Origin of the sequence: Limosilactobacillus sp., assembly GCF_022651205.1 — a bacterium.
Classification (GTDB): domain Bacteria; phylum Bacillota; class Bacilli; order Lactobacillales; family Lactobacillaceae; genus Limosilactobacillus.
Map to the genome: position 1 here is coordinate 31,578 of NZ_JALCQI010000003.1, position 22,051 is coordinate 53,628.

General features: G+C 40.5%; 21 protein-coding genes, 5 tRNA genes and 1 riboswitch. Of the genes, 21 read left to right on the plus strand and 5 right to left on the minus strand.

Translation table 11 applies throughout. The features are described from left to right. The first annotated feature begins 143 nt into the window (after positions 1–143). Together rnjA and LKJ51_RS01560 are read left to right on the plus strand one after the other, a co-directional pair. Positions 144–2,012, plus strand: coding sequence for a ribonuclease J1 (gene rnjA / locus LKJ51_RS01555; protein WP_291979405.1), 1,869 nt, complete (start codon positions 144–146; stop codon positions 2,010–2,012). 123 nt (positions 2,013–2,135) lie between these two features. Next, entirely contained in the window at positions 2,136–3,323 is a 1,188-nt protein-coding gene (locus tag LKJ51_RS01560; RefSeq protein ID WP_291979404.1) for a CPBP family intramembrane glutamic endopeptidase, read from the plus strand. An 81-nt stretch (positions 3,324–3,404) separates the two neighbouring features. Here LKJ51_RS01560 and LKJ51_RS01565 read toward each other — a convergent pair whose 3' ends face one another. Genes LKJ51_RS01565 through LKJ51_RS01580 form a run of 4 tightly spaced genes read right to left on the minus strand, consistent with a single transcriptional unit; the run spans position 3,405 to position 6,293 of the window. Further along, the gene (locus tag LKJ51_RS01565; RefSeq protein ID WP_291979403.1) at positions 3,405–4,058 is read right to left on the minus strand and encodes an amino acid ABC transporter permease; all 654 of its coding nucleotides are present in this window, start codon (positions 4,056–4,058) and stop codon (positions 3,405–3,407) included. Positions 4,059–4,071: 13 nt separating this feature from the next. Further along, entirely contained in the window at positions 4,072–4,710 is a 639-nt protein-coding gene (locus tag LKJ51_RS01570; protein WP_291979402.1) for an amino acid ABC transporter permease, read from the minus strand. Beyond that, positions 4,710–5,537, minus strand: coding sequence for a transporter substrate-binding domain-containing protein (locus LKJ51_RS01575; protein ID WP_291979401.1), 828 nt, complete (start codon positions 5,535–5,537; stop codon positions 4,710–4,712). The genes LKJ51_RS01570 and LKJ51_RS01575 overlap by 1 nt, the downstream gene beginning before the upstream one ends. Before the next feature lie 15 nt (positions 5,538–5,552). Then, positions 5,553–6,293, minus strand: a complete 741-nt coding sequence (locus LKJ51_RS01580; RefSeq protein WP_291979400.1) for an amino acid ABC transporter ATP-binding protein — start codon at positions 6,291–6,293, stop codon at positions 5,553–5,555. 261 nt (positions 6,294–6,554) lie between these two features. On the opposite strand from LKJ51_RS01580, the gene LKJ51_RS01585 reads away from it, so the two are divergent. The 3 genes from LKJ51_RS01585 (at position 6,555) to LKJ51_RS01595 (ending at position 8,615) form a co-directional block, all read left to right on the plus strand. Continuing rightward, positions 6,555–7,031 (plus strand): universal stress protein, encoded by a 477-nt coding sequence (locus tag LKJ51_RS01585; RefSeq protein WP_291979399.1) that lies wholly within the window; start codon positions 6,555–6,557, stop codon positions 7,029–7,031. A 194-nt stretch (positions 7,032–7,225) separates the two neighbouring features. After that, positions 7,226–7,909, plus strand: a complete 684-nt coding sequence (locus tag LKJ51_RS01590; RefSeq protein WP_291979398.1) for a VIT1/CCC1 transporter family protein — start codon at positions 7,226–7,228, stop codon at positions 7,907–7,909. Between the two features lie 16 nt (positions 7,910–7,925). Then, the gene (locus LKJ51_RS01595; protein WP_291979397.1) at positions 7,926–8,615 is read left to right on the plus strand and encodes a VIT1/CCC1 transporter family protein; all 690 of its coding nucleotides are present in this window, start codon (positions 7,926–7,928) and stop codon (positions 8,613–8,615) included. Between the two features lie 61 nt (positions 8,616–8,676). Here the strand turns inward: LKJ51_RS01595 and LKJ51_RS01600 are convergent, their stop codons facing one another. Further along, positions 8,677–9,579, minus strand: a complete 903-nt coding sequence (locus tag LKJ51_RS01600; RefSeq protein WP_291979396.1) for a cation diffusion facilitator family transporter — start codon at positions 9,577–9,579, stop codon at positions 8,677–8,679. A 184-nt stretch (positions 9,580–9,763) separates the two neighbouring features. Between LKJ51_RS01600 and LKJ51_RS01605 the strand changes: the two genes are divergently transcribed. The 16 genes from LKJ51_RS01605 to LKJ51_RS01680 all read left to right on the plus strand — a co-directional run bounded on the left by LKJ51_RS01605 (position 9,764) and on the right by LKJ51_RS01680 (position 21,791). Continuing rightward, positions 9,764–10,426 carry a metal-dependent transcriptional regulator gene (locus tag LKJ51_RS01605; protein WP_291979395.1) on the plus strand — a complete coding sequence of 221 codons (663 nt, stop codon included), beginning with the start codon at positions 9,764–9,766 and terminating at the stop codon, positions 10,424–10,426. A 73-nt stretch (positions 10,427–10,499) separates the two neighbouring features. Then, positions 10,500–11,255 carry a threonine/serine exporter family protein gene (locus LKJ51_RS01610; RefSeq protein WP_291979394.1) on the plus strand — a complete coding sequence of 252 codons (756 nt, stop codon included), beginning with the start codon at positions 10,500–10,502 and terminating at the stop codon, positions 11,253–11,255. 9 nt (positions 11,256–11,264) lie between these two features. Then, a complete protein-coding gene (locus tag LKJ51_RS01615; RefSeq protein WP_291979393.1) occupies positions 11,265–11,738 on the plus strand; it encodes a threonine/serine exporter family protein in 474 nt (157 codons plus the stop codon). Between the two features lie 51 nt (positions 11,739–11,789). Then, positions 11,790–12,464 (plus strand): phosphatase PAP2 family protein, encoded by a 675-nt coding sequence (locus LKJ51_RS01620; protein WP_291979392.1) that lies wholly within the window; start codon positions 11,790–11,792, stop codon positions 12,462–12,464. 78 nt (positions 12,465–12,542) lie between these two features. Beyond that, positions 12,543–13,016: a GNAT family N-acetyltransferase gene (locus tag LKJ51_RS01625; RefSeq protein ID WP_291979391.1), complete on the plus strand. Its 474-nt coding sequence runs from the start codon at positions 12,543–12,545 to the stop codon at positions 13,014–13,016. A gap of 48 nt (positions 13,017–13,064) precedes the next feature. Further along, positions 13,065–13,238: riboswitch (Lysine riboswitch) on the plus strand. 88 nt (positions 13,239–13,326) lie between these two features. Further along, a complete protein-coding gene (locus tag LKJ51_RS01630; RefSeq protein ID WP_291979390.1) occupies positions 13,327–14,805 on the plus strand; it encodes an amino acid permease in 1,479 nt (492 codons plus the stop codon). A 246-nt stretch (positions 14,806–15,051) separates the two neighbouring features. Continuing rightward, positions 15,052–15,693 (plus strand): deoxynucleoside kinase, encoded by a 642-nt coding sequence (locus LKJ51_RS01635; RefSeq protein ID WP_291979389.1) that lies wholly within the window; start codon positions 15,052–15,054, stop codon positions 15,691–15,693. A 64-nt stretch (positions 15,694–15,757) separates the two neighbouring features. Continuing rightward, a tRNA-Val gene (locus LKJ51_RS01640) sits at positions 15,758–15,830 on the plus strand. Between the two features lie 3 nt (positions 15,831–15,833). After that, positions 15,834–15,916: transfer RNA gene (locus LKJ51_RS01645), tRNA-Leu, on the plus strand. Positions 15,917–16,001: 85 nt separating this feature from the next. Beyond that, positions 16,002–16,073 (plus strand) — tRNA-Gly (locus tag LKJ51_RS01650). Positions 16,074–16,079: 6 nt separating this feature from the next. Beyond that, positions 16,080–16,153, plus strand: a tRNA-Arg gene (locus LKJ51_RS01655). Positions 16,154–16,202: 49 nt separating this feature from the next. Then, positions 16,203–16,276, plus strand: a tRNA-Pro gene (locus LKJ51_RS01660). Between the two features lie 112 nt (positions 16,277–16,388). After that, positions 16,389–17,429 carry a serine hydrolase domain-containing protein gene (locus LKJ51_RS01665; protein ID WP_291979388.1) on the plus strand — a complete coding sequence of 347 codons (1,041 nt, stop codon included), beginning with the start codon at positions 16,389–16,391 and terminating at the stop codon, positions 17,427–17,429. 197 nt (positions 17,430–17,626) lie between these two features. Next, entirely contained in the window at positions 17,627–18,649 is a 1,023-nt protein-coding gene (adhP, locus tag LKJ51_RS01670) for an alcohol dehydrogenase AdhP (protein WP_291980050.1), read from the plus strand. Positions 18,650–18,832: 183 nt separating this feature from the next. Next, positions 18,833–19,300, plus strand: a complete 468-nt coding sequence (locus LKJ51_RS01675) for a CtsR family transcriptional regulator (RefSeq protein ID WP_291979386.1) — start codon at positions 18,833–18,835, stop codon at positions 19,298–19,300. Between the two features lie 13 nt (positions 19,301–19,313). Beyond that, positions 19,314–21,791: an ATP-dependent Clp protease ATP-binding subunit gene (locus tag LKJ51_RS01680; protein ID WP_291979384.1), complete on the plus strand. Its 2,478-nt coding sequence runs from the start codon at positions 19,314–19,316 to the stop codon at positions 21,789–21,791. The last annotated feature ends 260 nt before the right edge of the window (positions 21,792–22,051 follow it).

A 22,051-nucleotide genomic window follows, 5' to 3' on the forward strand; every position in this document is an offset into this window, starting at 1 on the left:
AGTACGGATATAAAAAATTAAAACTGAATTGCCACGAGATAAAACCGTTCTCAAACCGGGGAAGCGGGTCTTTTGGTCTACAATTTTCCGTTAATAATTATTTAAATAAAATTCAAAAAATAGAAAGGTACAAGAAAGGTATTATGTCAAAGCTAGATATTAAGAACAATGAAGTCGCCTTTTATGCCATGGGAGGCTTGGGCGAAATTGGTAAAAATATGTACTGTGTTCAATTCCAAGACGAAATCATTATTATTGATTGTGGTGTCCTCTTTCCTGAAGATGAACTTCTTGGTGTTGACTACGTAATCCAAAATTATGATTACCTAATCGAAAATAAGGATAAAATTAAAGGGATCTTTATCACCCACGGTCACGAAGATCACATTGGTGGTTTGCCATTCTTCTTGCAAAAAGTAAATGCACCAATTTATGCTGGACCATTTGCAATGTCCTTAATCAAGGGAAAACTTGAAGAAAAGCACCTTTTACGGAATGCGGAACTTCACGAAATTAATGAATTTGACGAGGTTCATTTTAAGAAGCTTTGGGTTAGTTTCTTCCGGACAACCCACTCAATTCCTGATACTTTAGGGGTCGCTGTCCATACTCCTCAAGGAACAATTATTCAAACTGGTGACTTTAAGTTCGACTTGACGCCAGTCGGTCATTTGCCAGGGCCAAATCTCCAGCAAATGGCTAAGCTTGGTGATGATGGGGTTCTCCTGTTAACTTCGGATAGTACAAACGCTGAACGACCACAATTTACTAAATCAGAGCGCTGGGTTGATATTCACATTCGGCGGATTTTTGAACGAATTAAGGGGCGGATCATTTTTGCATCATTTGCTTCAAACGTTTATCGGTTACGGGAAGCTTCTGACGCTGCGATTGCTCAAGGACGGAAGATCGCTGTCTTTGGTCGAAGCATGGAAAATGCAATTAGTGCCGGTCAAGAATTAGGCTATCTGAATATTCCTAAGGATTCACTAATTGACCAAAACGAAATTAATAATTATCCACCCGAGAAGGTTTTGATCATGTGTACGGGTTCTCAGGGTGAACCAATGGCAGCATTGAGCCGGATCGCAAACGGTACTCACCGCCAAATTACGATTCAACCCGGTGATACGGTTGTCTTCTCAAGTAATCCAATTCCGGGGAACACAACTAGTGTTAACGCCTTAATCAATAAACTTGAAGAAGACGGCGCCAACGTTATTCATGGTTATGTTAACAACATCCACACCTCTGGGCACGGTGGCCAGATCGATGAAGAATTTATGCTTCGCTTAATGAAGCCAAAGTTCTTTGCTCCAGTTCACGGTGAATACCGGATGCAAAAGATTCATACCAAGTTAGCTGAAATGACCGGTGTGCCAAGAAAGAACAGTTTCATTTTAGCTAATGGTGATGTTTTAGCCTTGACTAAGGATTCTGCGCGGATCGCCGATCATATTGATAGTGCTGCCGATGTTTACATTGACGGTCGTGATGCAGGCGATACAGTTGGTAATCCTGAAATTCATGAACGACGCCTTCTTTCAGAAGAAGGGGTTGTCACTGCGGTTGCGGTTGTTGATCTAAAAGATTACCAAATTGTTGCCGGACCTGATATTGTTTCACGTGGCTTTGTTTACATGCACGAGTCCCAAGAACTAATTAAGGCTGCTAACCACGAAGTCTTCTGGGCAATCTTAAATACCTTTAAGAATCATAAGCACGTGGATCGGCGGGCACTTAACCGGACTATTATTAGTCGTTTGCAAAAGTTGCTTTACGCACGGACTGGTCGTCGTCCTGTGATTATCCCAATGGTGACAATCTTGAATGGTGATCAACACTATGAGAATCATCACTATCGTCAACCAACCAATAAGAAGAGGACTGTTCACGAGAAGAACGGGAATAACAACCATAAAGGCGGTCATAACCGTCAGCGAAAGCACGGTGCTCAAAGTAAAAAGCAGACCGTAAAAAAAGAACCAGTTGCCGCTGGAAAAAATGAATAATTAAGAAAGACGAAAAAGTCCATCACGGGCGATTTCGTCTTTTTTTAATTAAATGCTTAAACTAGGTTATTTAATTTGGTATGATCAAAAGGTATAAGCAATTATTTATTTGGAGGAATCTCGATGACTGGAAGAGATTATTTAAAAATCTGGTATCGAGTTCAAATTGGTGCGACTTTAATTATTTTAATGATGATGATGATTCGTAACTTTGAACTTGGCCGTAATATTTGGCTACAATTGTTATGGATGGTAATCGTTTTAGGAATAGGCCTCAGTGAAGAACTATGGGAGGATGTTCCGCCGATTATCAGTAAGATTAATTGCTGGCTTCAGGGATTGGCCCAGCCGGTGATTTTGACCTTTGCTTGGGGAGTTATTACCCGGGAAATTATCACGGTACTTCACATGCCATCGCGTGGTGTGATATCCATCATGATCTTGTATTACTTTGTGATGTATGCGCCCTTTGCTAGTGTTATTGGTGGGCAAATGGACCTGAGTATTGAACGATTTATTTTTATTCTCTGGATGTTCCAGATTGTGATCGTTCCCTTTACTTCGTTGCCGTTTGACTTGATCGAAAATCAAAAATTAACGTTCCTATTGTCAACTGGTGCGGTAGGGGCTGTTGCTTACTTTGTCTTTGCTACAACTGTTATGCGTGCTTGGCACTTATCGTGGCCTGGTCTAAAGCCGAATTGGAGTAGTGACTTCAATTGGTGGATTTTCTTATTGATAATTGCACTTTTTGTTATCCCGCTAAGTGGAAACATGATGTCAATTGATCGGTTACCTAAGGGAGGATTCTTCAAGTTAACGTGCCAGGCATTTGAGGCCGGAGTTGCTGAGGAAAGCCTCTTTCGGTTTGCGATCCTTGGTGTTCTGTTCTATGCATGGCGAAGCATTAAACAACGGCTACCGTTAGTAATTATTACCAGCTCTGCATTGTTTGCGGCTGCACACTTAATCAATTTGCGTTGGCAGAGATTAGATTTGACTCTTTATCAACTTGGGATTGCTTTTCTTCTCGGCCTATTCTTGGCAGTTGTGTATGTTTACACTGGTCAGTTATGGTTAACGATGTTCATGCATTTTAGTCTTGATTGGTTTAGCTTCTTGGCAACCGGGACAGCCATGTTAACTGGTAAGTTAGTTCCTGGTGACTGGTGGGCATTATTAGTTATGCTTGTTCTTTTTGGTGGCTTTACTGTTTGGATGATGTTTGGTACTCGCAGACGGGTAATGGAACGCCATGTTAAGCGATTGACTGGAGAACACCAGCGCTTTGGTTATTCGATTAGGTATTAATTTTTAAAATAAAAACAGAACCGAGTATTCGAAATTTCGAATACTCGATTCTATTTTTTCTAAACTAAATTGGTATTTTCACTAAGCCAGGTGCCGATCTAAGTATCTGGCAAGAAGGGAAAGTGAATAACAAACAATAAAGTAAAGCACCGCTAAAGCGACAAACATTGGAATAATATAGTTGGTATTTTGACCATAAATGATTTGAGCATGGTACATCAATTCAGGAAGAACAATGATAGTGGCTAGTGAAGTATCCTTAACAAGAGAAATAAACTGACTAACGAGCGCTGGCAGCATATTCTTAATGGCCTGAGGAAGAACGATTAGTCGCAATGCCTGCCATTTTGTTAGACCATTTGCAAGTGCTCCTTCTGTCTGTCCATAGTCAATTGAATTGATCCCAGAACGAACAATTTCGGCAACCATTGATGATTCAAAGACCGTTAATGCCATGATAGCAGCGGGAATAATTTCCGGCTTGATCCCAATATTTGGTAACCCAAAGTAGGTAAAGAAGATAATCAGCAGTAGTGGTAGGTTTCGAATTAAATCGATAATAAAGCCGACGATTGCTGAAAGGTATTTGATTTTAGCGTAACGGATAATTCCGAGAAAGGTTCCGATTATAAAACTACAAATGATTGAAGCAACTGAAATTTCAATCGTAACCCACAAGCCTTGAAGAAGGAAGCGGATATTAATCCATGAATAAGCATTGATAAAGTTTTGCATTTCCTATCCCTCCTTAGGCCAGTTTCTTTTCTAGGTACCGCATGTAGTAGCTAAGGGGTAGGGTAATGATTAGGTAAAGAATACCGACAATAAAGTATGTTGGCATCGTTTGAAGGGTATCATTAGCAATCAAATTTCCCTCATACATTAGGTCAAACCCAGCTACAAAGGCAAGAACGGAAGAATTCTTTACCAAGTTAATGAATTGATTCCCTAGCGGCGGGATAACCACTCTGAATGCTTGGGGCAAAATAATGTAACGCATTGCCTGAGCATGTGTTAAACCATTAGCAAGCGCCCCTTCAAGTTGACCACCTTCAACAGAGTTAATCCCCGCACGAACGGTTTCGGCGATAAATGCTGAAGTATAGAGAGTTAGTCCAATAGTCCCTGCAGCAAAACCACTGATTTTAGCGATATACATTGGAACAATAAGGAAAAATCCCATTGCAATTACTAGTAGAGGAATGTTTCGAAATACTTCAACATAAATGCTACCAATCAAACGGACAATCCGGTATTTAGAAATCTCTAGCAAAGCAAAAAATGTTCCGATAACTAAGCTACCAACAAGGGCAATTAAACTACAAAGAATTGTATTCCAAAGACCGTTGAGTAGGGGATGCCACTGGGTTGTAATAATATCTAACATTATCGTTTCATCTCCTGATAGTTAAATCCTTTAACATTACCAAACCACTTTAGAAGAAGTCGGTTATAGGTACCATTCTTTTCCAGCCGTTCAAGAGCCCAGTTTAGCTTATTCCTAAAGGGTTCTTGATTTTTATTTACGGCAATCCCATATGGCTCCTTGGTAAAGTTACCACCAACAACTTCATATCCTGGGTTCTCACTTGCCATCCCGTAAAGGATCCCGTTATCAGTTGTTAATGCGTTTCCTTGCTTAGACTTTAATGCGGTCATAGCTTGTGCATAATCGGAAAGCTGAAGGACCTTTGCTTTTGGTGCATACTTGGCAACATTTTTAACTGAATTAGATCCAGACACACCGAGAATCACCTCACCGGCTTTATTTAGATCTTGAATGTTCTTAACGGGGCTCCCTTTCTTTACGAGGAGTGATTGAACAGCATCAAAGTATGACTTGGTGAAGTCAACCTGCTTTTCCCGTTCAGGGGTAATCGTCATCGTTGCCATAATGGCATCAATGTTCCCATTCTTGAGGAGTGGCACCCGAGTACTGCTCGTAACAGGAACGAAGGTGGCTTTTCCCTTAGGACCGAGAATTTCTTTAGTCATTGCCTTAGCAAGGTCAATTTCAAACCCTTCTAGTTTTCCTGTACGAATGTTTTCTAGACCAAAGAGACGAGTATCAGCTTTAACACCCCAGGTAATGCGATTGCTTTCCTGATCAGCCTTTAAGACATCCTTCTTCGCCACGGAGCTACAACCAGAAAGGGTTCCTAGACTGACCAAGACAATTCCAAGGATCGTTAGTAAGTGCCAAATTTTTTTCATTGTTTTGGCCTCCTCCTAGTGTCCGCTAATTTTACTCATAAAGTCGCGGGCACGTTGAGTAGTTGGTTGATCACCAAAGAATTTTTCGGTGGAATCGTCTTCAATAATCCGCCCATCGGCCATGAAAATAACCCGGTCCGCAACGTCGCGAGCAAATCCCATTTCGTGGGTAACCACAAGCATAGTCATGTTTGAGTTTTCTGCGATGTCTTTCATTACATTTAGAACGTCATCGATCATTTCCGGATCAAGGGCACTGGTTGGTTCATCAAATAGAAGACACTTAGGCTTCATTGCTAGGCTACGGGCAATTGCGATCCGTTGCTTTTGCCCACCAGATAATTGAGCAGGCATATTATTAGCCTTATCAGCTAAGCCAACCTTTTCCAGAAGCTTCATTGCCAGGTCACGGTTTTCCTTCTCAGGTCGCTTTAAAACGATCCGTGGAGCGAGCATGATGTTTTCAAGAACATTTTTGTTGTTATATAAGTTGAAATGCTGAAAAACCATTCCAACATCCTTACGAATTAAATTAACGTTGGTTTTTTTATCGGCTAAATCAAACCCATTAACAATTAATTTCCCGTCACGAATTGGATCCAAACCATTAACCGTTCGGATGAGACTACTCTTTCCAGAGCCTGAAGGACCGATCAAAACGACGGTCTCACCAGCATCAATTGTTAAATTAATGTCCTTTAATGCATGAAATTTACCATAGTATTTCTGGACATCATGAAATTCTATCATTGACATGACGCTTATCTCCCTATATACAATCTTAATTTTGGTTATTAGAACTAAAACATTTAAATTATAGAACTTGTTGGATCAACAGGCAAGAAGCCTTAGACAAGCATAAGTGATTAAAGTTATTCAGTATTTAACACTGATTTATTTTAGGGTTACCAAAATAAATATTTACAAATATTTGATAAGTAGTAACATAGTAATTGAAACTTACTGCGATTGAGATAATCTATTGATCGTCAGGACCACAGAGAGGGGAATAGTTTAATGTTTGAAATTAAACCAAAGAAGTTTAAGAAGATCCTTGTTGGTGTCGATGACGCACCTGATGCTCGGGCCGCTTTTTCATATGCGGTTGATAAGGCTAAGCGTGACGGCTCTGAATTAGGAATTGTTTCTATTTTGGAAACCGGAAACGTTAATGTTTACCAAATTCTTGACAAGGATTACGTTCATAGTTCTGCTGATGAATTGAAGAAACGGGTTAACGAATACGTTAAGGCTGCTGTTGATTACGGAGTATCACCCGACAAGATTACCGGAATTGTTGACCAGGGTGAACGTCCTGCTGAACGGATCTGCAACCACGTTATTCCAGCATTCCAACCAGACCTATTAGTTGTTGGTTCTATTGGTAAGTGGGGTAACCGGAAGGCTGTTGGTTCACAGGCTTCCTACATGACTAAGCATGCTGGAACCTCCGTATTTGTTATTCGGACAACCGCAGTTGAAAGATATGAATAGTTATTTCTAATTGGCATTTAAAGCTAAACCGATTAAAGATAAAGGGACTGTCGACTAACTAGTCGCAGTCCCTTTATCCTTTGAATATTAAATAAGAATGTTTTTAAACTAGGGTAACAATCGTTAACTTAAATGTTAATCTATTTTAAATGTATGTTATAATGATTCTAATTTAAAAAAGAGGAGTTTTTGAAATGACCAAGAAGAAAATGTCACTGGCTCAAAAAGTAAATGTATTACGGGCCAGCGTAATGGGGGCAAACGATGGTATCATTTCAATTGCCGGGATTGTTATTGGTGTTGCCGCCGCAACGAATAATGCCTATTCAATCTTAATTTCAGGATTATCTGGAACGCTAGCTGGAATGATTTCAATGTGTATGGGAGAATACGTTTCCGTTTCTACTCAAAAGGATTCGCAGAAAATGGCGTTAATTAGTGAACGTCAACGCCTTGATGATCAATATCAAGAAGAATTTGATTATGTCCAGAGAAAGTATGAGGATCAAGATATCGATCCAAAGCTGGCAAAGCAGGCGACTAAAGAGTTAATGGATAAGGATGCTTTGTCAACCGTTGTTCAGGAACGGTATGGATTTAATCCCAAGGAATTTACTAGCCCGTACGCTGCTGCGATTGCTTCATTTATTTCGTTCCCAACAGGTTCAATTTTACCGATGCTCGCGGTGACGCTTGCTCCGGCAGAAAAGAGAATCATTGCCACTGCCATTGCCGTTTTAATTGCCCTGTTAATTACGGGATATTGTGCAGCGATCTTAAGTAATTCCAATCGGCTGAAGTCAAGTATTCGGAATGCCGTTGCCGGATTATTGACCATGGGAGTTACCTACATTATTGGGCAGCTATTAGCTCACTAAGGAGGGATTGAGAATAATGGAAAAAGTTAAAAGACAAAAGAAACAAACCATGGAAGAAAAGCTCAACACCCTCCGTGCTGGGGTTCTGGGATCAAATGATGGTATTTTAACTGTTGTCGGGGTCCTGGTTTCCGTTGCCGCCGCTACTTCCGATCGGTTTACTATCTTCATTGCTGGTTTATCAGATTTGTTAGCATGTGCCTTTTCGATGGCATCCGGTGAATATGCTTCTGTTTCTACCCAAAAGGATACGGAAGAGTCTGCAGTTAATAAGGAACAACGATTACTAAAGACGGATTTTGAAAGTGAAATTGCCGCGGTAAGAGATTACTACGTCAGCAAGGGAGTTACCCCTGAAACGTCACTAGCGATTGCCAAGGATTTGCTTAACAAGAAACCCTTAGCAACCGTTGTCCGGGTAAAATATGATATTGAATTAGGACACTACCTAAACCCGTGGGACGCGGCATTCTCTTCACTTTTCTCAGCTGCTGCTGGGGGAATTTTCCCGCTTTGTGCAATGACCTTTTCACCAGCTGCATATAAATGGTACGCCGTTATTTTAGCCGTTGTTTTGACTAGTGCTTTAACTGGTTATATTAGTTCAAAGCTAGGAAATGGTTTGGTAAAGATTGCCGTGATTCGAAATATTATCATTGCGTTGATTACCGTTACAATCCACTATGGAGTAGGTAAGTTATTCTAATAAAGAAAAAATAATGGAGACCAGAAAAATGCTTTTTCGGTCTCCATTATTTTTAACAAAACTATTTAATCAGATGCTCCTCATCAACAACGGTATCAAAGAAGTCCTCATCTTTACCACGGTGGTATTCAGCTTGAATTGTGGCATGGCAGATCCCGTATTTTTCTCGTAAAATTTTGTCAACTTGACTATAAATCTTTTCGACTTCACTAAGTCGCATGTCGTGGCAATTTAAGTGAGCGGAGAAAATAATTCGCTTTTCATCAATCATCCAGGCGTGGACGTGATGAACCGCCGTGACTCCATCAATTTGAACAAGATCGTGCTCAATTCCTTGATAATCAAGTTTAGGTGCGGATTCCATTAGGATAGTAATCGTTTGCTTAATTACCGGCCATGCCTCGTAAGAAATGTAAATTGCAACCGCGATCGTTAGAACTGGATCAAGCCAAGGAACATTAACGAAGGTTAGGATTACCCCACCGATAATTACCGCAAATGATGATAAGGCATCACTTAGAACGTGAAGGTAGGTTGCCTTAACGTTTAAGTTGCTATGGCTTCCCGAGTGGAGGAGGATTGCCGAAAGAAGGTTGGCTACTAAACCAATAACCGCGACAATCAACATTATTTCACCATTAATGTGGGCCGGTTGTTGGAGACGTTTGACTGCTTCGATGATTAAAAAGACTGCGACGATTACTAAGAATGAGGCGTTAACCATTGCAGCAAGAATTTCTGCTCGTCGGTACCCGTATGTCCTTTTGCTTGTTTCTGGCTTATTAGCGATTGATTGGGCAAAGTAACCGAGAACAATCGAGAATGAATCTCCTAAATTGTGAAAAGCATCGGATAGCAACGCAAGGCTTCCTGAAACTAGTCCCCCAATAATTTCGACAACAGTAATTAGAACGTTTAGTACGGTTACTGCTAAAAAGCGTTTTCCCGTGATTTGTTCATCCATTGTAATACTCCTTATTTCTCTAGCTTTTATAGGTTTAGTTTAGCATATTAAAACATTAGTTAACAAAAAAATTAGGCTATCCAAAGAAAGTATCTACTGGGTATGTTATAATCAAGTATGTTATTATGAATTAATTAGTAGACCGTTCGTAGGCCGAGAAACAATGTAGAGGAGGATGCCACTCTTGACACCAATGAAAGAAGATTATCTTAAGATTATCTTTGAGCTCGGTGGTAGTCACAAGAAGGTTTCAAATAAGGATATTTCTTTAGGATTGGGCATTGCGGCCGGTTCTGTTACAGAAATGGTCTCAAAATTATCAGATGAAGGATTAGTAATTCATGAACCATATGCCGGAATTTCGTTAACCGAGAAGGGACAAAAATACGCGGCAGAATTAGTTCGTAAGCACCGTCTGTGGGAAACATTCCTTGTTGATAAACTTCACTATAATTTTGCTGATGTCCATTCTGAGGCAGAGGTCTTGGAACACCAGACAAGTGATCGACTAGCAACCGCGCTTGATAATTTCTTGCAACACCCACAAGCATGCCCGCACGGTGGAGTTATTCCGTCAGCTAGTGGACAATTTCCTGAGGTTTCCCATCGCTTACTGGCGGATGCTAAAGATGGTGAAACTGTTAAACTTGAGCGTTTCTTGGATAATCATGAGCTATTGACCTATCTTGAGGAACTAAAACTCCGGCCAAATGATACCGTTAAGATCATTCGGCATGAACCGTTCGAGGGACCATTAGTAATTGAGAAGGCTGGCGAAGATGTACCACTAAATGTTTCATATAAGGCATCGCATAATATCTTCGTTAATGACGGAAAAAGCAAATAAGCAAATAATTTACATTAAGGGATGACAGGGTTTTTGTCGTCCCTTTTTGCACATTAGTCAGGGGGGAGATCTAATGTTAACGGAACAGCGACGAATCCTTGCGCTACGGACTTGTGTCTTAGCAGGAAGATTACTGATTGAAAATGGTTCAAATATGGAGCGGGTAAATGATACTCTAGATCGAATGGCCAGAAATGTCGGTTTAAGGAATTTTCAGGCATTTACAACACTAACCGGGATCGTTGCCAGTAGTGATGATCTTCCTAACTCGCAAGTCGCAGATATTCGGCGGCGAAAGAATGACCTTAGTAAAGTAGTTGCTGTAAATGAAGTTTCCCGAGAATTAGCCGCCGGAATTATTGAACTCCCAGAGGCACATGCCCAGTTAAAGTCAATTGAACGTCAAGTAACAATAAGATGGCAAAACTTATTAGAAGCTTTAGCAGCAGCTATTTTAAGTGCTGCCTTGATGATTGTCTTTACGAGGGATGTCACTGAATGGTGGGCAGCGTTGATTATTGGCGGAGTGGGCTATGCAGTTTTTTCTTTTGTTATCCGTAAATTTAAAATTCAGTACCTTGGTGAATTCTGCGCATCACTAGTAATCGGGCTGCTATCAGTCTTAACCGTTGATTTGGGCTGGGCACATAATGCAAACTCGCTCATCATTGGTGGCGTTATGCCATTAGTTCCCGGAATCCCTTTGACAAACGCGGCAAGGGATATTGTTTCGGGGAATCTAATTAGTGGTCCGACCCGGGGAATTGAAGCGATTTTAACTGCCGTCTCAATTGGTAGTGCAATTGTGATTGTGATGCGTTTCTTTTAGGAGGAAGAAATGAACTGGCAAAATTTATTAGTACAATTTGTTCTTTCGTATGTTTCAACGATATGCTTTGGGATCCTGCTTCATATTCCATTACGGGCTTATAATTCTGCCGGAATTATTGGCGGCGGTGTCTGGGTGGTTTATTGGATAATGTATTATCACCAGCATGTTGGCCTAGCAATTAGCAACCTGATCGCGGCAATACTGATTTCGCTACTTAGTATGGTTGCCGCTCGTCACTTGAAAATGCCAATGATTGTTTTTAATGTTCCTGCACTAGTTACATTCGTGCCAGGTGGACAGGCGTATAAGCTTGTCCGTAATTTTGTAATTGGCGACTACCACTTAGCGATGATCTATTTTTACCAGGTGGTTGTAATTGCCGGAGCGATTACGCTCGGCTTTGGGCTTGGTGAATTGATGATTCGGGCAGTCAATTACTTACATAATGTTTTATTAAAATCTTCAAAATCAAAAGCTTGACGGTATGGTATACTCTTAACTAATGTTTATTTGATGTAAGGAGAAAATTTAATGTTAATTGTTCCAGATAATCAACGATGGAAACGGTTCACAATTAGTGGAGTTGTCTTTATTATCTTAATGTTGATGATTAAGTTTAATGCAACGATTGGAACCACCATGGATGCAATTTTTCAATCACTGTTTACAAGTCAACGGTTAGAAAACATCGGCTGGTTTCATGCTCTAATGACCCTGATTTCATTTTTGGCTAGTCCTAAACTAGATTTATTGTGGGTCTTGATTATTGCAATTGCTTTGTGGATGAGAAATTATCGGATTCCTGCTGTATGGGCGATCTGTACGATTATTGGTGGGGATGTCCTCGGAACCATTATTAAACACTTTGTTAAGCGGGCACGACCTGCACAACACTTAGCTGCGGATGATGGTTACAGTTTTCCGAGTGGTCATACACTCGGCTTGTTCTTGGTTGCGGGAATCCTTTTCCTTGTAGTGATTCCGATTATCCAAAAGGCAGCCGTGCGGACTATTTGCCAATTATTATTAATCTTTGCGATCTTTTTCTTAGCGGTTTCTCGGGTATACCTTTATGCTCACTGGCCAGTTGATACGATCGCGGCAATGCTATTAGCATATACATGGCTTCAGGTCGCTGAATGGTTATACGTTGCTTGGGCGCCAAAAATGCATGAAATAAGAATGTTTGATAATTCAATCTATTAGGGACTAAGAACGCTGGGGATTTGTTGGTAATCCGCTCAGCGTTCTTTTAATTATTTCCCGGGAAATGAGTGAAATAAAATGGCAATAGAGACACCTCGTCTTCTTATTAAACGAATCCAACCACGTGATGTAGTTCAGTTAACTCCCTTGTTAGAATATCAGTCATTATTTCGAAGAGGAGGTTTAGTTACCAATGGGCAAATTGATCTAAATACGTTACAATTTCTAGCCCAATCAGATTGCCTATTACAAATAGAAAAGAAAAGCCATAAATTAATTGGATTGATTTTTCTCTTACATGTTTACGGAAACACCGGAGAGGTTCTGCTGAAACATTACGAACTCGGTTACCTTCTTATTCCCCAGGCACAACATTATGGATACATGACAGAAGCATTGAGTAGCGTATGTCGTAAATTACAGCAGAATCATATAGGATTGGTAGCCGAAGTAAGGAAAGATAACAAGTCATCTAAACGGGTTTTGCAACGGTGTGGATTTACTCGAACTGGTAGCGATTCATCAGAATTAATTGAACGTTGGCAACTTTAAACCATCAAGACAAGCCTTGCGTTATTTAATGATGAGAGTATAATATTATCAAAATGAAGAGGTTGCATTCTTTATTAGTACGATCTGTTAGGAAAATAAGTTCCGGAGCAGTTCCGAAAGGGAAGAGTGCCGAAACGGTTCTTAGCTTATTCTGAGAAACGTTGGGACATGATTGAATAAGTCATGGACTGTCGCGTTAGATCGCGGGGCGCTTCGCTGAACGATTCAATGATAAGATTTGGGTCTTCTAATGGGGTCGCGCCTTGTTGGAAGACCTTTTTAGTGCTTAAATACACGGGAGGAATTAAAAATGGCAGAAGATACGAGTAACGGGCAGGGACAGATAAAAAGAACCCTGAAGACCCGTCACTTGGCAATGATCGCTTTAGGTGGAACAATTGGAACCGGTCTGTTTATCACGAGTGGCTCGGCAATTTCGACCGCTGGACCAGGTGGTGCTTTAGTTGCCTACGGAATTATGGGGATCATGGTCTACTTTTTGATGACCAGTTTAGGTGAAATGTCGACCTATATGCCACTTACGGGTTCATTTTCTGCATTTTCATCAAAATTTGTTGATCCAGCATTAGGCTTTGCAATGGGCTGGAACTACTGGTTTAACTGGGCAATTACGATTCCGGTTGACGTTACTAGTGCCGGAATTGTGATGAACTTCTGGCTTCCACACGTTCCAAGTTGGGTATTTAGTACAATCGTATTAGTACTCGTGTTCCTGATTAATTACCTATCAGTGCGATCATATGGTGAAACAGAATACTGGCTTGCCTTAATTAAGGTCATTACGGTTGTTGTTTTCTTAATCGTTGGTGTCGCTATTATTCTCGGAATCATGGGTGGTCAGCCCGTTGGCTTTAGCAACTTCCACTATAAAAAGGCACCATTTGTTGGTGGAATACCAGCAATTATTAGTGTGTTCTTAGTTGCCGGTTTCTCTTTCCAGGGGACGGAACTAGTTGGAATCACGGCTGGGGAAGCAGCTACGCCAGAAAAGTCAATTTCAAAGGCAATCCATTCAACATTCTGGCGGATCCTGCTCTTTTACATTTTTGCGATCTTCGTAATTGCCTGTGTCTTACCATATACGGATAAGAACCTATTGAACTCAGATGTTACTAACATTACGATGAGTCCATTCACGATTATCTTTAAGCGGGCAGGACTTGCAGTTGCTGCTAGTATCATGAATGCGGTTATTTTAACTGCGGTTGTTTCTGCTGCTAATTCCGGTTTATATGCCTCGACACGGATGCTCTATTCGCAAGCACGTGAGGGTTACGCATGGCGGTTCTTTGGCTATGTTAATCGACGGGGAATTCCAATTTATGCTTTGATTGGGACAATGGTTGTTTCAACATTAGCTTTTGCAACTCAATTTATAGTTCCACAGGCTTACCTATACTTAACAGATGCTTCTGGGCTTTGTGGCTTTATCGCATGGCTAGGAATTGCAATTTCGCACTATCGGTTTAGAAGGGCTTATATTGCTCAAGGGCATTCGGTGAGTGAACTTAAGTACCATGCCACTCTTTACCCGTTTGGTCCAATCTTTGCCTTTGTCCTTTGTACAATTGTTATTTGTGGACAAAATGTATCAGCTTTTGCTAAGCTCGATTGGTCAAACATTTTGATCACTTACATGAGTGTTCCATTATTCTTAATTCTATTTTTCTACTACAAGATTCGTTACCGGACCCATATCATTCCGCTGAAAAAAGTTGATCTTTCACGGCGGACTAAGGGTGAAAAGTATGAGCCGGAGGATGAATAGGTGGGGAGCGTGACAGAAGCCATTTATGGCTTCGTTTTCACGCCCTCGTCAACGCGTAGCTAGTCTTTAAGGGCTTCAGCGTTTGGATTTCCCGAGCACTGAAGCCCATTTGTGTACTGCGTCATTTGTATTAATCTAGGTAATATGATTTCTGTCACGCTCTCTGTCAGGCTCCCTTCTTTTTTTACCGATTCAATGTTAGAATAGTAAGGTTGTTTTTTATCAATAAAGGAGGATAAGCATCCAATGATTGCACTTGCGGGGACAATTGGTGCCGGAAAGACGAGTTTAACCGGACTACTTGCGGATCACTTAAATAGTCAGGCATTTTATGAATCGGTTGACGATAATAAAATCTTGCCACTCTTTTATAAGGATCCAAAGAAATATGGCTTTTTATTACAAATTTACTTTTTGAATCGACGATTGGATGAGATCAAAGATTCCTTTGGCAATGATTTGAACGTCCTGGATCGTTCAATCTTTGAAGATGCACTATTATTCAGACTTAATGCAGATATGGGACGGGCAACTGAAACTGAATCAGATATTTATTCGTCATTATTGCACAATATGATGGAAGAATTGCCTGAACAGCCTCATCAAAAAGCTCCTAACCTTTTGATTACAATTCAAGTTTCGTTTGAAACGATGCTTGAACGGATCAAAAAGCGTGGTCGTTCTTATGAGCAGCTTTCCAATGATCCGTCATTATATAACTACTACAAGAATTTAAACGAACGTTATAAAGATTGGTATCGTCAATATGATGCTAGTCCCAAGATGCTGATTGACGGTGATAAGTACGACTTTGTTGAGGATCCTGAAGCGGCAAAGCAAGTATTGAAGATGATTGACCAGAAGTTAGTTGAACTTGGCTTAAAATAATTGTTGACAACATTTTTAGATGATGATATATTAATAAAGTTCCATTATGAATATATCATTTTTTGGAGGATTAGCTCAGTTGGGAGAGCATCTGCCTTACAAGCAGGAGGTCACAGGTTCGAGCCCTGTATCCTCCATATGCGGATGTGGCGGAATTGGCAGACGCGCAAGATTTAGGATCTTGTATCTTTTAGATGTAAGGGTTCAAGTCCCTTCATCCGCATTTGGAATAATCAGTTTATTTCAAAAAACATATTGACATCGGTCTGTGACACGTGATATATTAAATATCGTTGCAGAGCATTTATGCGGAAGTAGTTCAGTGGTAGAACATCACCTTGCCATGGTGGGGGTCGCGGGTTCGAATCCCGTCTTCCGCTCTTTATGCACCCATAGCGCAATTGGATAGAGTGTCTGACTACGAATCAGAAGGTTGAAGGTTCGACTCCTTCTGGGTGCACTACTAAAAAGCGTGGCACACTGAGAAGTGTTGCTACGCTTTTCTTTTTCGGAATTTAGCTCAGCTTGGTAGAGCGCTGCGTTCGGGACGCAGAGGTCGCAAGTTCAAATCTTGTAATTCCGATTATTATACAGTTAGGACTGTTATTCAGTGATGATGAATCATTGGAGTGATGGTCCTTTTGTTTTGGCTTTGTTCGCTCTCGTGATTATAATTCAATGTTTGGGAACGGTTGATGATGAATAAGAGATTATGTCTATTATTAATTTTAGTTGTTACCTTTTTGGCTGCTATTTTTTATTTTCCGAAGAGGGCTGATGCTAAGGCAGTTGACAGGAAGACACAGACAGAACTAAAAAACTATCTTCGGAATAATCAGATTAATGGAATTATTTTGGTAAATGGCAAGGGAAGTAGGCCTTTAGTTTTACAAAATAGTGTAACGACTAAAAGGGAACAGGTAGTAAAACCTACTCGTCTATTTCCAATTGGTTCGTTGCAAAAGTTAATAACTGGGGTAGCAATATACCACCTTGTTAAGAGAAATGATTTAGATTGGAATACGCCACTTAGTAAATACTATCCACAAATTAATGGAAGCAATCAGATAACAATTCAACAATTAATGACCCATACTAGTGGCCTTCAAAATGATGGTACGTTGCCGAAGAAAATTCTTCGAAAAGAACGTGACCAAGAGAAGTTTTTCTTGGATCACTTTACGGTAACTAATAATCATGACTGGAATTATCAAGATATAGATTTTGAAATGCTGGCAGCTATGATTAGGAGGCAAACTCATAGCAGCTATTACCACTATGTAAGGAATAATATTTTTCGGCCGCTTAAGCTTCACCAATTACGCATAATTTACCAGGTAAAACGTAGTCAGGTTGTTAGTACAATGCAACCAGGAGTTACATGGCAAATGCTAACGCAAACTGCTTCTGCCGAAATGGGCGCTGGCGACTTGCTTATTTCACCATTAGATTATTGGGATTTTATTTATAAAGAAGTTTTAGGAAACCAAAAGCTTATGCAAAACTTCGCAAGTCAACCGACAAGTCAGCGAGAAGCTTATTTTGGCGGTGTTTATTTCCAGGGGGATGTTATTCACGCTAATGGAAATGAACCTGGTTACAATAGCTGCCTGTTTGCTGATTACCGGAACAAGAGAGTATTGTTGTTCTTTGCCAATAATATTGATTATCATACTCTTCGTCGGGTTGGGGAAGAACTTTATGAAATTTATTATGGCGGTCAACTTCAATATTAGTATTTAACTGTCTTGATAATTAAATCACAATTGGTACTAACTAGGGATTGTAACATTCAGTAAATTAGCCTTTTAGTAATGGATTATTGGTCTACTTCATTGCTGTTTATTTATTCACAAAAGCGCTTTAAAAAATAATAAAAATTTGTTATTATAGTTTGTGTAATAAATAACAAGTTCAAAGGAGATTTTAGATTATGAAAGCTGCTGTTATTAACGATCCAGTAGATGGCTTTGTTACTGTTAAGGATGTTAAACTTCGTGATCTTAAGCCAGGTGAAGCTTTAGTTGACATGGAATACTGTGGACTTTGTCACACTGACTTACACGTTGCTGCTGGGGACTTTGGTAAGAAGCCAGGTCGGATTATCGGTCACGAAGGTGTTGGTCGTGTATCTAAAGTTGCTCCTGGTGTTACTTCCTTAAAGGTTGGGGACCGTGTATCAATTGCTTGGTTCTTCAAGGGCTGTGGTCACTGTGAATACTGCTTGACCGGTCGTGAAACACTTTGCCGTAACGTATTAAACGCTGGTTACACTGCTGATGGTGCTATGGCACAACAATGTATCGTTCCAGCCGACTACGCTGTTAAGGTTCCAGAAGGTCTTGACCCAGTTGAAGCTACTTCATTAACTTGTGCCGGTGTTACTATGTACAAGGCTTTGAAGGTTGCTGACATTAAGCCAGGTCAATGGGTATCAATTGTTGGTGCTGGTGGTCTTGGTAACTTGGGTATTCAATTTGCTCACAATGTATTTGGTGCTCACGTTATTGCCGTTGATGGTAATCCAGATAAGCTTGAAGCTGCTAAGGAAAACGGTGCTGAAATTGTTATCAATCGTCATGATGGTGATGTTGATAAGCAAATTCAAGAAAAGGTCGGCGGTGTTCATGCTGCTGTTGTAACTGCAGTTTCAGCTTCAGCATTTGACCAAGCTGTTGATTCCCTTCGTCCAGATGGTAAGTTAGTTGCTGTTGCCCTTCCACAAGGTGACATGAAGCTTAACATTGCTAAGACTGTTCTTGATGGAATCATCGTTGCTGGTTCATTAGTTGGTACTCGTCAAGACTTAGCTGAATGTTTCCAATTTGGTGCTGAAGGTAAGGTTCAACCAATTGTTAATACTCGGAAGCTAAGTGAAATCAACAACATGATCCAAGAATTGAAGGATAACAAGGTTGTTGGACGGAACGTTGTTGACTTCAGCTTAGAAGATTAATCTAAAATATCCTATTTTGAAATTTAGAGGTTGGAATTTATTCTAGCCTCTTTTTGTGTTTTTGGACTAAAAGAGGGCAAAGACACTTACTTACTTTTTATTAAGACAGAATTCTGGTTCCTAATTTAATATTGTGGTAAAATTTGGTCAAGATTAGTCAAGAATAATTTGGAGGTGATGTAATTGGAAGAAAAGAGTATTTCAGATATTATTGAGGAATATTTAAAACAAATTCTCGGTGAATCATCTCAGATCGAAATTCGTCGCTCAGAGATAGCCAACCATTTTGATGTTGTCCCGTCACAGATTAATTACGTGATTAAGACCCGCTTTACTATTCAGCATGGTTACTTAGTGCAAAGCAAGCGTGGTGGTGGTGGCTATATTCGGATTGAGCGGGTTAATTTACTTGACAATGTTGATGTGTTAAACTCGTTGATCCAAGTAATTGGTGACTCGATCCGTGAGCGCGATGCTTACGATATTGTTCGAACACTATATGATGAAAAAGTAGTGACGAGGCGCGAAGGTGATTTGATGCTCGTCGCCTTGTCAAAGCAGACATTAAATGTGAATGATTGTAATGTTGAAGCTCAGCTAAGAGCAAGAATTTTAATTTCAATGCTAAATCGTTTACGGTATGAGAGCTAGGGGGAAGCAGTTAATGGATAATATGTTTACACCAAGCGCTAAGCATGTCTTGGCACTCGCCCATGAACAAGCAAAGTACTTTAAGCACCAAGCCGTGGGAACTGAACATATATTACTTGCACTGGCAATTGAAAAGGAAGGGATTGCTAGTAAAATCTTCGACCAATTTTCAATCACTAGTGACGATATTCAAGAAGAAATTGAACGGATGATTGGCTATGGCACGATGGATGACATGGGGCCAGCAGATTATCTTCCATATTCACCAAAGGCTCGACAAGTTTTGGCACTTGCTGGTCAAGAAGCACAACAATTAAATGCCCTAAAGATTGGTACTGAGCACTTGTTGTTGGCATTGATTTCGGATGAAGGAATTCTTTCTTCGCGGATCTTAATGAGTCTTGATGTGCTACCAAGACAGATTCGTAAAGTAACTTTACGTCGTTTGGGAGTTTCTGATAACCCTGCTCGCCAACGTTTCAGAACACAACAGGGCCAACGGGGACGCTCTGCAGGAACACCAACTCTGGATAAGCTTGCTCGGGATATGACCCAAATGGCAAGGGACTCTAAGTTGGATCCCGTTATTGGCCGTGATAAGGAGCTCCGTCGGGTAGAACAGATTCTTAGTCGACGGACAAAGAATAATCCAGTTTTAATTGGTGAACCTGGAGTAGGGAAAACCGCAATTGCGGAAGAGCTAGCTCGCCGGATTGCCAATAATGAGGTTCCTGAAGATTTAGCCCAGAAACGATTAATGATGCTTGATATGGGTTCTCTAGTAGCCGGAACTAAGTATCGTGGTGAATTTGAAGACCGACTAAAAAAAGTTATTGATGAAATTCAAAAAGATGGTCACGTAATTCTATTCATTGATGAATTGCATACTTTGATTGGTGCGGGTGGTGCTGAGGGAGCAATTGATGCTTCTAATATTTTGAAGCCAGCCCTTGCTCGTGGTGATCTGCAAACGATTGGGGCAACGACTCTTGATGAATACCAAAAGTATATTGAATCAGATGCCGCTTTGGAGCGTCGTTTTGCTACCGTTCAAGTAGAAGAACCATCTAAAAATACAGCTCTCCAAATATTGAAAGGGTTGCGACCAAAGTATGAAGAACACCATCATGTCAAGATTGATGACGATGCATTAGCACAAGCCGTAAAGTTGTCTAGCCGCTACATTACAGATCGCTATTTACCGGATAAGGCAATTGATCTGATTGATGAGGCATCCTCAATGGTTCGGATTGATGCTGAAGAACAAAATAATCATCAGCCGTCGTTGACTTCAAAGCTAGCAGAGCTTCGTCAAAAGAAAGAAGCCGCAATTGAGAACCAAAACTTTGATCAGGCGGCAGAACTTCGTCAAGAAGAACTAACGCTAAAAGCAAAGGTTGAAGAGCAGCAAAAGAAAGCCCAAAAGCAATCGGAAAAGTACGAATTGCATACTACCGGAGAGGACATTGCTAAGATCGTGGCTGAATGGACCGGAGTTCCGCTGACACAGTTGAAGAAGAGCGAAAGTGAACGGCTGGTTAATTTAGAGAAGGTCCTTCATAGCCGGGTTATCGGTCAAGATGAAGCTGTTTCAGTTGTTGCTAAGGCAATTCGTCGAGCAAGGAGCGGCTTAAAAGATCCACAACGACCAATTGGTTCATTTATGTTCCTTGGACCAACTGGTGTGGGGAAAACCGAACTAGCAAAGGCACTGGCAGCTGCGATATTTGGCTCGGAAGATAACATGATCCGAATTGATATGTCCGAATATATGGAAAAATACAGTACCAGTAGGTTAATTGGTGCTGCTCCAGGATATGTTGGTTATGATGAAGGAGGGCAACTGACCGAAAAAGTTCGCCAGCACCCTTATTCAGTAGTACTGTTGGATGAAGCAGAAAAGGCTCATCCTGATGTTTTCAACCTTTTACTCCAAGTCCTTGATGATGGTTACTTAACGGATGCTAAGGGTCGAAAAGTTGATTTCCGTAACACCATTATTATTATGACTTCTAACCTTGGTGCCACTCAGCTTCAGGATGAAAAGGAAGTTGGATTTGGTGCACGTGATGTTAGTCAAGACTATCAAGCGATGGCATCGGCAATCCGACAACAATTAAAGTTGCATTTCCGTCCCGAATTCCTCAACCGGATTGATGAGACAGTAATCTTCCATTCCTTACAAAAGAATGAGCTTCATCAAATAGTTAAGTTAATGGTTGCACAATTGAAGGCACGGATCGCTGAGCAAGGGATCGACTTGAAAGTTACCCCAGCGGCAATCGATCTTGTAGCAACCAAGGGTTATAATCCAGCATATGGTGCACGGCCACTTCGGCGCGCTATCCAAGATTTGATTGAGGATCCATTAAGTACAGCATTACTTAGTGGCGACGTTAAAACTGGTGATAACGTTGTTGTTGGTGCTCACCAGGGTAAGATTACACTCAAGGTAAAAGACGCCCACCAAACGCGAATGGTTAAAAATTAACTGAAGACTGGCTGGATTTTTACTGAACAAAGATAAAGTTCTAACAATCGGTATTTACCGAATGTTAGGGCTTTTTGTTTTTCAATCACTTCGTAAATGATTAAACTATTAAACGCTTCCGTTATCATCTGTTCAATTTGACTTGATAAAAATAAAAGTATTATTTTATCTATAAACACAAAATAATTGGGTAATTTCGCCAAGATGCTTGTCAAATCAAAGTTTTGGTGGCATTATATATTTATAATGTGATTAATATG